Origin of the sequence: Streptomyces sp. CRCS-T-1, from assembly GCF_024442335.1 — a bacterium.
Taxonomy (GTDB): domain Bacteria; phylum Actinomycetota; class Actinomycetes; order Streptomycetales; family Streptomycetaceae; genus Streptomyces; species Streptomyces koelreuteriae.
The window spans coordinates 5,864,988-5,877,617 of record NZ_CP101651.1 but is presented as its reverse complement, the minus strand read 5'-3'; the positions used below and the strand labels follow the sequence as shown (position 1 = coordinate 5,877,617).

Below are 12,630 nucleotides of genomic sequence, written 5' to 3'. Positions count from 1 at the left end.
TCATCGCCGTCCCCCGAACTCCCAGGCCCGCACCTCGACATCCGCGTACCGCCCTTCCGTCAGGACGCCCCGCGCCGCCTCCGCGTCCGAGGCCCGCACCAGCACAGCCGTACCCACCCACACCTCACCGTCGTCCGACAGCAGGGGCCCGTAAGCGATCAGGTCGTCCCGGGCCTTGGAAGGCGGCGGCTCAGGGGCGGTGGCCGGGTCCGGGCCGAGGCCGATGACCAGGTAGTGGTCGCCGGTCGTCCGGTCGCCGGGGAAGTCCCACATGGTGCGGCCCAGGGCGTTGCGCCACCGCCGCAACAGCACGTCCCGGTACGCCCCGGCCTGGTAGTTGGGCTCGTCGAAGGCGAAGGCGCGGGCGGCGGTGGGGTCGGGGAGGTCGACGATGTGGACGCTGCCGGTGGGAGTCTCGCCGTCGTCGGCGAAGGTCGGGCCACGGGCGATCAACTCGGCCTCGTACTGGTCCATATAGGCCCAGTGCGCCTCCCCCAGTTCCTCACGCAGTTTCAGGGAGCCGACCCGGTCACGGTGAAAGCAGAAGAACTCCATGGATCCAGACCCTTCCATCCCAACCCCTGGCTACTCTCGTCTCTCCACTCATTCGTGACCGCGGATGAACAAAGATGAACAAGATGAACGACAGGAGAGCAGCAGACCGTGCGCGCCGCCGCCGTAACGCCCGAGGGCGATCACATCCGCTGGGTCGAGTTGCCGGGGCAGGAGCCGCCGCGTGTCTATGTGCACGGGCTGGGCGCCACATCGCCCGCCTACTTCACGGAGGTCGCGGTCGATCCCCGGCTGGCCGGACGCCGGTCGCTGTTGATCGACCTGTTGGGGCATGGGATCAGTGACCGGCCGGCCGGCTTCGACTACACGCTGGAAGGGCATGCCGACGCGCTTGCCGGTGCCCTGGCCCAGGACGGAGTCGAGGGCGCGGAGCTGATCGCGCACAGCATGGGCGGCTCCGTGGCCATCGTCCTGGCCGCCCGGCATCCCGGCCTGGTGTCCCGGCTGGTTCTGATCGACGCCAACCTCGACCCCGTCCCGCGTGTGCCCGGGTCGTCCGGCAGCAGCGGTATCGCCTTCTACTCCGAGGAGGAGTTCCTGGAGGGCGGTTGGGCGGAGGTCCGCGACCGGGTCGGGGCGCACTGGTGGTCCACCATGCGGCTGGCCGGCCGGGAGGCCCTGCACCGCAGCGCGTTCCACCTCACCCGTGGCACGGTCCCGACCATGCGTGAACTGCTGCTGGACCTGAAGATCCCCCGGAGCTTCCTGCTGCCCGAGGCCGACGGTCCGCTGCCGGGCGCGGACGCTCTCACCGAGTCGGGGGTGTCCGTCGTCTCGATTCCCGACTGCGGGCACAACATCATGCTGGACAACCCGGAAGCCTTCGTGAAGGCGACCGCGGCGGCACTGGAAGAGCGGTAGGGAAGCAGGCGATGAAGCCGTTCGACCCGAAGATGCGACTCGTCAAAGGCGCCGTCACCGTAGCCGCCGCCACCGTGATCTGCCACAGCCTCATGTACGCCGGTTTCGCATGGGCACGCGACATCGCGGCCGAGGAGAACGAAGGCAACACGTTCGCCGGCGCCTTCGAGTTCCTGCTCACCATGGCCGCCTCGTGGGCACTCATGCCCCTGCTGCTGTGGTTCGGCATGCTGGTGCTGCGGGAGAGCGGCAACACCGTGCTCGTCCTCGTCGGTGGGCTGGCCTGGGTGGGGGTCTCGGGGTATTTCACGAACGACATCGACCGCGCGGGCGGGCACATACCGATAGCGGCCCTCATCGTCTTTGTGCTGCTCGGTACGGCGCTGGCCGGGGCCGGACCCGGCCGTCCTCGCGACTGAGGCTGCGAGGGGGGGGCGGCCCGCCGGGCCGGAGGGCCGCCCCTTCACGCCGTCAGGGCTACGGGCATTCCTTCCAAGCCAAGTGGTACACCGTGCTGATGTCCCCGTCCGTCGAGTCCATCGTCATGAAGCTGACCTTGTCGGCCGACTGGGTGCCGGCGTTGACCCGGATCTCGGTGTTGATGTTGAAGTTGCGCTGGACTCCGCAGGGTGCGTAGACCAGTTGGGCCCAGTCCGTCTCGTCGGTGGCCTGCCAGTTGTCGTTGAGGGGGCCGCTGAAGGGGTGGTTCTTGTAGACCGTGCTGGGCGAGCCCTGGAAGTAGTACGAGGCTCGCTGGGTCGCGCTCGCGCCGCGCTGGAGGGCGGCGAAGCCCCGGTAGTCGGCGCTGGCGATGGCGTAGGTGAAGCCGCCGGGGACGTGGACCTTCAGGTTGAGCTGGCAGTTCCTGCGGAACGCGGTCGGGTCGGAGTTCCCGCCGGCCTGGGCGAGGTAGTCGCTGTAGGTCACCGTGAAGGCGGTGTTGTCCTCGGAGACGGCGACCGCCGCCGTGCCCTGCGGACAGCCGGAGCCGTTCACCGTGGCGACCTGGATGACGATCTTGTCCGGGGGCGGGTCGTCGAACCCGGAGGACGGGGATGTTGCGGGGAGTGCGCTGGTGAGGAGCGCGGCTACCGCGCCGCTCAGAAGCAGGCCACCGGCCATGGTTCTCCCATCCGTTCGTGGGGGGTGGAACACCGAAGGGCATGGACATGTCAAGACGACAGTGCATGCGCACCCGACCTGTGACCGTCCCATGAAGGAGCTGTGAAGGCCGGGGGCGGTCGCATCGTACGCAGGGCGGCAGAGGTCGGCCAGGTCGCTGCCCGGCCATTCACAGTGGCGGGATTTCGTCCGGGGTGTGGGCGGGCGCATAGGGTGCGTTCCACCGACGCGTCAGACCGAGGACACTCCGAGGACGTCATGAGGATCACGCACAGTGCGGCGAGCGGCCGCCGCCCCTCACGGGTTCTCCCAGGCCGCCGGTTCCGCCGCCAGCCGCTCCACCTGCTCGGGCAGCGCGCCGGCCGCGAGGTCGGCGACCGTCACGCCCTCCAGGATCCTGCGCACATTGGCCCGCAGGGCGATCCACAGCGGCAGCAGCGGCTCGGCGGTGCCGCTGTAGGCGAGGCCGGTCGGCCGCTCGCCGCGTACCGAGACGATCGGTCCGTCCACCGCCCGGATCACATCGGCGACGGTGATCTCCGAGGCCTCCCGGGCCAGCCGGTAGCCGCCGCCCCCGCCCCGCCGGCTGTCGACGACGCCTCCGCGCCGCAGATCGCCGAGGATCCCCTCCAGGAACTTGTGGGGGATGTCCTGCGCGGTGGCGACGGCCTCCGCCTTGACCGGCCCTTCCTCCTGCCGGGCGGCCAGTTCCACGACCGCTCGTACCGCGTAGTCCGCACGTGCCGAGATCCTCATAGGACCATTGTCGCGGCGGGCTGTGGACAATGACGCACAGCACCACCCGGGCACCACGCACCCGGCACAACCCACGCACCACGTAAGCACCACGCACGGCACGGCAGCACAACAGGAGGCGCTCCCTTGGAGCTCAGCAGGCGTACCTTCCACGCTCTCGCCGGCACGGCGGCGCTCGGCTTCGCGCTGACCGGCAGCGGGTCGCCGACCTCCGCCAACCCGGGACGGACCGCGCCCACGGGCCCGCCGCCCCCGGTGCCGAGCGCGGACGGCGAGCGGCACAGCATCGGCTTCGACCGGTACTCGCTGCTGGTCGACGGCCGCCGTCTGGTGCTCTGGTCGGGCGAGATGCACCCCTTCCGGCTGCCGAGCCCGTCCCTGTGGCGGGACGTGCTGCAGAAGATGCGCGCCCATGGCTACAACGCCGTCAGCGTGTACGTCGCCTGGAACTATCACTCCGCAGCGCCCGGCCGGTACGACTTCACCGGGGTGCGTGATCTGGACCTGTTCCTGCGGATGGCCGCCGAGACCGGCCTGTACGTGATCCTGCGGCCCGGCCCGTACATCAACGCGGAGGTCGACGCCGGTGGCTTCCCCGGCTGGCTGACCGCCACCGAGGGCACGGCCCGGACCTCCGACCCGACGTATCTGAAGTACGTCGACGAGTGGCTGACCGCCGTCAACGCCATCGTGGCGAAGCGGCTGTTCACGCGGGGTACGGGCACCGTGCTGCTCTACCAGATCGAGAACGAGTACGACGCCCACGTCGACGAGCCGGCCGGGCGCGCCTACATGTCGTATCTGTACGAGAAGGTCCGCGCCGACGGCATCGACGTCCCGCTGTTCCACAACGACAAGGGGCGGGGCGGCCACTGGGCGCCCGGGACGTTCGACACCGGCGGCGAGAAGGGGCGCTGGCTGTACGGGTTCGACGGGTATCCGGAGCCGGACGAAGTGCCGCCCGACTGGGGGCACTTCGGGGCGGGAGGGGTGAAGGGCGGGGCGACCGCCAGCCCTCGGACGCCCGGGTTCGTGCCCGAGTTCGGCGGGGGCTGGTTCGACCCGTGGGGCGGGTCCTGGTTCGACGGGAAGGGCTACGCCGAGGCGCGCCGGACCCGGGACGCGGCGTACGAGCGGCGCTTCTATCTGACCAACCTCGCCAACGGCATCACGCTGCACAACGTCTACATGACGTTCGGCGGCACCTCCTGGGGCTGGCTGCCGGCGCCGGCCGTCTACACGTCGTACGACTACGGCGCGGCCATCGACGAGGCCCGCAACGTCACCCCCAAGCTCGCCTCGATGCACCAGATCGGGCAGTCGGTGCGCCATCTGCCCGACCTCGCCAAGCTGGACCGGGCGAAGGCCGGGCGCGCCACCGACAAGCGGGTCAAGGTCTATCCCCTGACCAACCCCGACACCGGCGCCCGCTTCTACGTCCTGCGCAACGACTCCGCCGAGGCGGTCTCCGTGACGCTGCCGGGCGCCGGGATCGATGTGCCGGTCATGGTCCCGGCGCGGGACGCCAAGCTGATCGCCGCCGATCTGAGGCTCGGGAAGCGGACGCTGGTGCACTCCACCGTGCAGCCGATGCTGAGCCTGACGGCGGGGCGGCAGGACATCGCCGTGTTCGCGGGCAGGCGGGGCGATCTCGCACAGGTCGTGCTGGAGTGCGTCGACGAGCCGACACCGATGCGGCTGGACGCGGAGCCCGCGTGGTCCTGGAACCTCAACAAGCTGAACATCACCGCTCCGCTCGGCGCGGGCGGGCTGAGCCGGGTGCGGGTCGAGGGCGACGGCGTGGACACGCCGATGCTGGTGCTGTTCGCCGACGACGCGACGGCCCTGCGGCTGTGGCCGTACGAGACGCCCTCCGGCCGGCTCCTCGTCTACGGCCCGTCCCTGCTGCGGTCGGCGACGCTGCGCGGCTCCACGGTCCATCTCACCGGCGACACCACCGGCGCGACCGGCCTGGAGGTGTGGGGGCCGCGCGGGATCACCCATGTCACCTGGAACGGACGGCCGGTGCCCGTGCGGATCAGCGCCTCCGGCAGCCTGCTGGCGCTGCGGCCGCTCCCCGGCGTGACCCGGCCCGCGCTGCCCGCGCTCGACGGCTGGCGGCGGCGGACCGAGAACCCGGAGTCCGAGCCCGGTTTCGACGACTCCGGCTGGACGGCGGCCGACAAGACGACGTCCTTCAGCACGACGCCCGTGCCGGACGGGCAGCCCGTCCTGTTCGCCGACGACTACGGCTTCCACTACGGCGACGTCTGGTACCGGGGTGAGTGGAACGACGAGAACGGCGTCGAGTCCGTCTCCCTCGCCTACAGCACGGGCACGCAGGGCCTGCTCATGGCCTGGCTGGACGGCGAGCCGCTGGGCACCCACCGGATGCCCGTACCGGACAAGAGCCGGGCCCGGCAGGGGACATGGACCGCCAAGGCCACCTTCGCCCTGCCGGAGGAGGTGCGGGAGAGGTTCCGTGAGGCGCGGGACGGAGAGCGCGACCGGCATGTGCTGTCCGTGCTCGTCCGGCCGATGCCGCACGACATGGACGGCAAGGCGCTCGACACGCACAAGGCGGCGCGCGGCCTGACCGCCGTCACCTTCGAGGGCGGTTCCCCCGAGGTGACGTGGCGCGTCCAGGGCGCGTCCACGCCCGACCCGGTGCGCGGGCCGATGAACAACGGCGGGCTGTACGGGGAGCGCGAGGGCTGGCATCTGCCCGAGCACGACGACGCGGACTGGAAGGACGCCGAGCTGCCCCGGGCCGACCGGCGGCAGGGCGTCACCTGGTACCGGACCGATTTCCGGCTGGACGTCGCCCCGGACGTCGACGCCTCGGTCGGGCTCGTCCTCGACGACGACCCGGGCCGGGCCTACCGCGTGCAGATCTTCCTCAACGGCTGGAACCTGGGCCAGTACATCAACGACGTAGGGCCGCAGCACACCTTCGTGCTGCCGAACGGGATCCTCCGCACACGGGGCGCCAACACACTGGCGCTGGCGGTGCTGTCGGACGGCAGCACACCTTCCGGGCCGAAGGACGTACGGCTGACCCTGCTGGGCGCGGCGGCGGGCGGGGTGCCGGTCAAGCCCGTGTGACCGGATCGAGCCGTCCTCGTGCATTGCCTTCTGCGGCCCGCTGGTTGACCGTGTTGACCTTTCAAGGGCTTACGACCGGGAGGGGAACTCGTGCGAAGACGGCGTTTCATCAGCGGATTAGTCGGTGCCGGGGTGGGTCTCGGACTCGCCCCGGCCGCGATCGCCCGGGACACCGGCGCACCTCATGCGTGGCAGGCCGTGCCGACACCGGCGGCCACAGCGGCCGCCCAGTTGCGGGACGTCGCCGCCGCCGGGGACGGTCTCGCGTGGGCCGTGGGCGAGGAGGGCCGCAGCGGGAGCACGCTCGGCTCGCCGCTGGCCCTCGTGTGGGACGGCACGGCATGGGCGCGGACCGGCCTCGGCCACCTGGGCTTCCGCGGCTATCTGCACTCCGTGGCCGGTACGTGCGCCGGCTCGGCGTGGGCGATCGGCACCGACACGGCCGGGGTCACGCACCTGCTCGCGTGGGACGGAGGAACCTGGCGGGAGACCGACTTCCCCGGGCGGGGGCAGTCCGGCACCTCCCTGACCGGTGTCGCGGTCGACCCGGGTGGCGGGGCCTGGTTCTCCGGGCGCACCTCGGAAGGCCGACTGCTCCTGCACCGGGACGGCGGCACCTGGACCTGGCTGCCCGCGCCGCCGAGCGCGACCGCCGCCACGCCTTCGGGCGTGCAGCTCACCCCGGCCGGTGACGTCTGGTTGTACGGCGTCGGGGTCGTGGCCCGCTGGGACGGCTCGGCGTGGAGCGAACTGCCCGCCTATCAGGGCATCCGGGCGAGCATCACCGGGCTGTTGCCGGTGGCGGACGACGACCTGTGGCTCGTCGGATACGACTACGGGGTGGGCGGCCCGCCCGGCAAGCCCCCGGGTGTGCTGCTCCTGCACGGGGACGGCAGCACCTGGCAGGGCGTGACCGGGCCGTTCGGCGTCGGCATGCTGAACGGGATCGTCGCCGACGCGCAGGGGCGGCCGGACCGTATCGCCGGGTGGGACTTCTGGGACCAGACCCGGGCCCACTATCTGCGGTGGGACGGCACGGCCTGGGTGAGCGAGCGGGGGCCGGTGGCCTCGACCCCCGTCGTCATGAACGCCCTTGCCTCGGTGCCGGGTTCGGCGGGCGGCTACTGGGCGGTCGGTACGACGTCGACTTCGGCGTCCTCGGCCGCCCTGCTCCGCGTCGAGCGCTGACCCGGCCGGTCTCTCACGCCAGCCGGATCACGTTCCAGGACAGCGGCTCCAGGACGGCGCTCAGGGTGCCGTCCTGGAGAGCCGTGCCGTCGACGGTGTGCGGGGTGACCCGCTCGGGCTCGTCGAGGGTGTTGCGGGCGTCGGGGTCGGCGTCCGCGAGGGCGCTGTGCTCGACGACCGACGTCAGACCGAGCCCGCCCAGGGCGACCTCCAGCGGCAGCGCCTCCGTGCGGCTTCGGTTGACGGCGAAGACCGTGACCGTGCCGTCCTCGGCGCGTACGGCGGTGGCGTGCAGCAGGTCGGCCTCGCCGTACTTCTTCGTCTTGTACGTCGGTGAGTCGACGCGGACGTCGAGGACCTGGCCGCGGCCGTAGCGGCTCGCCTGCGCGAACGGGAAGAACGTGGTCTGGCGCCAGGCCGAGCCGCCCGGCTCGGTCATGATCGGCGCGATGACGTTGACGAGCTGGGCGAGGCAGGCGACCGTGACGCGGTCGGCGTGCCGGAGCAGGGCGATGAGGAGCGAGCCGAAGACGACGGCGTCGGTGACGCTGTAGTTGTCCTCCAGGAGGCGGGGGGCCTCCGCCCAGTCCCGGTCACCGGAGTTCTCGATCTCGTGCCACTTCGAGATGTACCAGACGTTCCACTCGTCGAAGGAGAGGTTGATCTTCTTCTTGGACTTGAGCCTGGCGCCCACGTGGTCGGCGGTGGCGACCACGTTCTCGATGAAGGACTCCATGTCGACGGCGGAGGCCAGGAAGGAGTCGATGTCGCCGTTCTCGGGCTGGTAGTAGGCGTGCAGGGAGATGTGGTCGACGAGGTCGTACGTCTCGGCGAGGACCGTCGCCTCCCACTCGGCGAACGTGGGCATGGACTGGCTGGAGGAGCCGCAGGCGACGAGTTCGACGCCCGGGTCCATCTGGCGCATCGCGCGGGCCGTCTCGGCGGCGACCCGGCCGTACTCCTCGGCCGTCTTGTGGCCGGTCTGCCAGGGGCCGTCCATCTCGTTGCCCAGGCACCACAGCTTGATGCCGAAGGGGTCCTTGTCGCCGTGCGCGGCGCGGAGATCGGACAGGGCCGTGCCGGCCGGGTGGTTGGCGTACTCCTGGAGTTCGAGGGCCTCGGCGACGCCCCGGGTGCCGAGGTTGAGGGCCATCATGGGCTCCGCCTGGGGGCCGATCTTCTTCAGGAAGGCGATGTACTCGGAGAGGCCGAAGCGGTTGGTCTCGGTGGAGCGCCAGGCGAGGTCGAGGCGGCGGGGGCGGGCCTCGGCGGGGCCGACCGAGTCCTCCCACTTGTAGCCGGAGACGAAATTGCCGCCGGGGTAGCGGACGGCGGTGACGCCGAGTTCCCGCACCAGGTCCAGGACGTCCCGGCGGAGGCCGGCCTCGTCGGCCGTGGGGTGGCCGGGTTCGAAGATGCCGGTATAGACGCAGCGGCCGAGGTGTTCCACGAAGCTGCCGAAGAGGCGGGGGTTCACCTCGCCGACGGTGAAGGCGGGGTCGAGGGTGAAGCGGGCGGTGTGCATGGTCGCCTTTCTCCAGGACTGCCGGTTTCTCCACAACGGCCGGCGTTCGGCATTTCGAATTATGCTCGTGACTTCGAACAGGACCGTAAATTCGAAGCGCTGGCGCGTCAATGGTGCGGCCGGACTCCGGACACCGCTTTCAGCGCGAAAACGGTCATTCTGCATTGAACAATGGGCGTCGGATCGCATGACGTGAACACATTCGGGCGCGTAGTCTCGGACCCGCTGCCGAGCCGCCGGCCGGCGGTGAAGAAGGGGGAGCGATGGACATCGCGGGCGCGCGGGCGCTGGCCGCCCGGGTCACCCGTGCCTGTGGACGTTCACGCAGGGGCTCGGGAATGCGCGAACTCGCCGCCGGGCTCGCCGCCGGGATCCGGGCGAGGGAGCAGTCCCCCACCGACGTACGGTCGTTGTGCCGGGCGCTGTGCGAGGAGATGAGCGCGCGGCGCGGAGGGCGTCCCGTCGAGCTGCGTTTCGAGCGTTTTCCCGATGAGATCGAAGTGACCGGGCTGTGGGTCGAGTTCCAGGACTTCGACCTCGTCATCGTCGAGGAGCGGGCCGAGGCGGTGCAGCAATTGGTCATTCTCGGGCATGAGTTGTGGCATCTGCACGCCGGGCACGGACATCACCACGTCGCCGGTACGGCGGCGGTGCGGGCGCTGGAGGGGGAGCCCGGCTGGAAGTCCGCAGCGCTGACGGTGGCCGCCCGCGACGGCTCGCGTGAGCGTGACGAGGCCGAGGCCGACACGTTCGGGCACCGGCTGGCGGCGGCTTTCCGCTCCTTCGCGGACGGTCCCTCACGCGACACGGACGCCGCTCTCGATCCGGTGCGGCGGTCGATGGGCTACCGGGGACGCGGAGGCGGCGCCCGATGATCCACGCCCGGGACGTCCTCGACGGCTTCTCCGTCTCCTTCTGGCTGCCGATCGGGGCGCTGACCGTCGCCCTGGTCATCAAGCTGCCCAGCCTGGTGAAGATGTGGCGGGACCCGATGCTGCGCGCGGTGGGCGGGCTGCTGCTGTTCGCCTGCGCCGTGTTCGTCTTCGCGTCCCCGGCCGTCATCGGCTGGACCAACCGCGTCACCGGCGTGCCGAACATCGCGGCGCCGCTGGTGTACTCGCTGCTCACCGCACTGTGCGCGTCCTGGCTGCTGCTGATCGTCGCCTGGCGCAACGGCCTGTCCGACCGCTCGGCCTCGACGCGCCGTGCCGCCCGCTGGGTCGTCTTCGCCTATGCCGGTGTGGTCGTCGCCCTGTGGGTGCTCTTCTGGCTCGCGGACGTGCCCGTGGAGCGCCGCCAGGATCTGGACACGTACTACGCCAACACGCCCTTCATGCGCGAGGAGATCCTGCTCTATCTCCTCGCCCATACCGTGGCCTGCTCGATCACGGCCCGGCTGATCTGGAACTGGGTCCGCACCGACGGCCTCGACGCCTGGCTGCGCTGGGGCCTGAGGTTCCTCGGTGTCGGCTACGCGACGAACCTGCTCTTCGACGCCGCCAAACTCACCGCCGTCATCGCCCGGTTGACCGGCAACAACCTGGACTGGCTGAGCACGTATCTGGCCCCTTCGGCCGCGTGCCTCTCGGCCACCATGGTCGCGACCGGGTTCATCATTCCGCACGGCGGCCAGTATCTGCACGAACGGTGGCGCATCCGGCTCGCCCACTGGCAGTTGCGTCCCCTCTATCTGCTGCTGCGCACCGTCAACGGCGGCGGGGCCCCCTTCGCCCCGCGCGCCACCGGCGAACTGCGCCTGATCCGCCGCGAGACGTACATCCGCGACGTGCTGCTCCAGCTCTCCCGGCACCTCGACGAGGAGCTGCGGGAACGGGCGTACGACGCGGCCCTGGAGCTCGGCTTCGAGGCCGGCCGGGCGAAGGCGCTGGCCGCGGCCGTCATGATCCTGGACGCCGTCGACGCCCGGGAACAGGCTCCGCAGTCCGACAGCGCCGCCTCCCCCTCCGGCCCCGACACCACCTATCTGCTGCAGGAGATCCAGGCCGTGTCCCGCGCCCTGCGGCACCGCGACCACATCGAGGCGGTACGCTCGCGCGCGGCCGCCCCCGGGAGAGAGAACGCCCGCGCATGACTGACAGCTCCACCCCCGCCAGAACCGCCGTCGTCCTGGGGGGATCCCACTCCGGCATGCTCGCGGCACGCGCGCTGGCCGATGTCGCCGACCGGGTCGTCGTCGTGGAGCGCGACGCGCTGCCCGCCGCTCCCGGCCCCCGCAAGGGACTTCCGCAGGCACGGCACGCCCACATGCTCTGGTCGGGCGGGGTGCGGGCCATGGAGGAACTGCTGCCCGGGATCACCGGGGCGCTCAGGGAGGCCGGGGCGAACCGGCGGCCCGTCACCACGGACATCGTCGCCCTCGGCACCCGGGGCTGGTTCCGGCGCTGGCCCGAGTCCCACCATGTGGTCCTGGCCGGCCGGGATCTGCTGGACGCGACGGTCCGCGCGCGGGTCCTGGCCGACGAGCGGATCGAGGTCGTCGAGCGCGCGGAGGCGGTGGGCCTCACCGGCACGGACGGCGCGGTGACGGGCGTACGGATCCGGCCCCACGACGGCCCCGAGCGGACCCTGGAGGCGGACCTGGTCGTCGACGCCTCGGGCCGCGGCTCCCAGGCCGCGAACTGGCTGACCGCCCTGGGTCTGCCCCCGGTGGAACGGCGCGAGGTCGACGCGGGCCTGGCCTACGCCAGCCGCCTGTATCTCGCGCCCGCGGCGGCCCGCGACGGCTTCCCCATCATCAACGTCCAGCCCGACCGGCGGGACGGCGGGCCCGGCCGGGCGGGGTTCCTGCTGCCCATCGAGGAGGGCCGGTGGATCGTCACCCTGTGCGGCACGCGCGGCGGCCGGCCGTCCCGGGAGAACGACGACTTCGTCAGCTTCGCCCGTGAGGATCTGCGGCACCCGCTGATCGGCGACCTGCTCGAACAGGCCGAGCCGCTGTCCGACGTGTCCTTCACCCGCACCACCCTCAACCGCCGGCACTTCTACGAGCGGATGCCGGCCTGGCCGGAGAACTTCGCCGTCCTCGGCGACGCCCTCGCCTCGTTCAACCCGGTCTACGGGCACGGTCTGGCGGTCGCCGCGCAGAGCGCCCTGCTGCTGCGCGACACGGTACGGCGGCACGGCTGGGCCGCGCCCCGGTTGTCCCGGCGGATCCAGAAGGCCGTCTCCCGCCCGGTCGGCGCGGCCTGGGACCTCGCCATCGGGCAGGACGTCTTCTACCCGGGCGCGACGGAAGCGGGCCCCACCCTCCGGGACCGGCTCGTGACCGCGTACGTGGACCGGCTGATGTACACGGCGACGGGCAGCGGGCGTATCGCCCGCCGGGTGACCGATGTGACGTCGCTGGAGCGGGGGGCGGGGGTGCTGCTGACTCCGTCGGTGCTGCTGGCGGCGGCGGTCGGGCCGCTCAAACCGTCGTTGAGCGGACCGCCGTTGACGGCCGCGGAGCGGAAGGCGGCGGGGCTGGAGCCCTAGGGCTC

General features: G+C 71.5%; 11 protein-coding genes. 7 read left to right on the top strand and 4 right to left on the bottom strand.

Annotated elements, in window-relative coordinates:
- The gene (locus tag NNW99_RS26600) at positions 1-555 is read right to left on the bottom strand and encodes a YciI family protein (RefSeq protein ID WP_215124470.1); all 555 of its coding nucleotides are present in this window, start codon (positions 553-555) and stop codon (positions 1-3) included.
- A 108-nt stretch (positions 556-663) separates the two neighbouring features.
- Here NNW99_RS26600 and NNW99_RS26595 point away from each other — a divergent pair, with 108 nt between their 5' ends.
- Together NNW99_RS26595 and NNW99_RS26590 are read left to right on the top strand one after the other, a co-directional pair.
- Positions 664-1,434: an alpha/beta fold hydrolase gene (locus tag NNW99_RS26595; RefSeq protein WP_215121652.1), complete on the top strand. Its 771-nt coding sequence runs from the start codon at positions 664-666 to the stop codon at positions 1,432-1,434.
- A gap of 11 nt (positions 1,435-1,445) precedes the next feature.
- Positions 1,446-1,853 carry a hypothetical protein gene (locus tag NNW99_RS26590; protein ID WP_215121651.1) on the top strand — a complete coding sequence of 136 codons (408 nt, stop codon included), beginning with the start codon at positions 1,446-1,448 and terminating at the stop codon, positions 1,851-1,853.
- A 58-nt stretch (positions 1,854-1,911) separates the two neighbouring features.
- Here the strand turns inward: NNW99_RS26590 and NNW99_RS26585 are convergent, their stop codons facing one another.
- The gene (locus NNW99_RS26585) at positions 1,912-2,556 is read right to left on the bottom strand and encodes a DUF4360 domain-containing protein (protein WP_215121650.1); all 645 of its coding nucleotides are present in this window, start codon (positions 2,554-2,556) and stop codon (positions 1,912-1,914) included.
- A gap of 297 nt (positions 2,557-2,853) precedes the next feature.
- Complete coding sequence (locus tag NNW99_RS26580) at positions 2,854-3,312, bottom strand: Rrf2 family transcriptional regulator (RefSeq protein WP_184592257.1); 459 nt, start codon at positions 3,310-3,312, stop codon at positions 2,854-2,856.
- Positions 3,313-3,438: 126 nt separating this feature from the next.
- Between NNW99_RS26580 and NNW99_RS26575 the strand changes: the two genes are divergently transcribed.
- Together NNW99_RS26575 and NNW99_RS26570 are read left to right on the top strand one after the other, a co-directional pair.
- Positions 3,439-6,417, top strand: a complete 2,979-nt coding sequence (locus NNW99_RS26575) for a beta-galactosidase (protein WP_215121648.1) — start codon at positions 3,439-3,441, stop codon at positions 6,415-6,417.
- A gap of 132 nt (positions 6,418-6,549) precedes the next feature.
- Complete coding sequence (locus tag NNW99_RS26570) at positions 6,550-7,605, top strand: hypothetical protein (protein ID WP_215121647.1); 1,056 nt, start codon at positions 6,550-6,552, stop codon at positions 7,603-7,605.
- A gap of 13 nt (positions 7,606-7,618) precedes the next feature.
- Here NNW99_RS26570 and NNW99_RS26565 read toward each other — a convergent pair whose 3' ends face one another.
- Positions 7,619-9,130, bottom strand: coding sequence for an alpha-N-arabinofuranosidase (locus NNW99_RS26565; protein ID WP_215121646.1), 1,512 nt, complete (start codon positions 9,128-9,130; stop codon positions 7,619-7,621).
- Between the two features lie 263 nt (positions 9,131-9,393).
- Here NNW99_RS26565 and NNW99_RS26560 point away from each other — a divergent pair, with 263 nt between their 5' ends.
- The 3 genes from NNW99_RS26560 to NNW99_RS26550 are packed head-to-tail and all read left to right on the top strand — an operon-like array spanning position 9,394 to position 12,625.
- Entirely contained in the window at positions 9,394-10,005 is a 612-nt protein-coding gene (locus NNW99_RS26560; RefSeq protein ID WP_215121645.1) for a toxin-antitoxin system, toxin component family protein, read from the top strand.
- Positions 10,002-11,222 (top strand): MAB_1171c family putative transporter, encoded by a 1,221-nt coding sequence (locus NNW99_RS26555; protein WP_215121644.1) that lies wholly within the window; start codon positions 10,002-10,004, stop codon positions 11,220-11,222. The genes NNW99_RS26560 and NNW99_RS26555 overlap by 4 nt, the downstream gene beginning before the upstream one ends.
- Positions 11,219-12,625, top strand: a complete 1,407-nt coding sequence (locus tag NNW99_RS26550) for an NAD(P)/FAD-dependent oxidoreductase (RefSeq protein ID WP_215121642.1) — start codon at positions 11,219-11,221, stop codon at positions 12,623-12,625. Before NNW99_RS26555 ends, NNW99_RS26550 begins: the two co-directional genes overlap by 4 nt.
- Positions 12,626-12,630 lie beyond the last annotated feature (5 nt).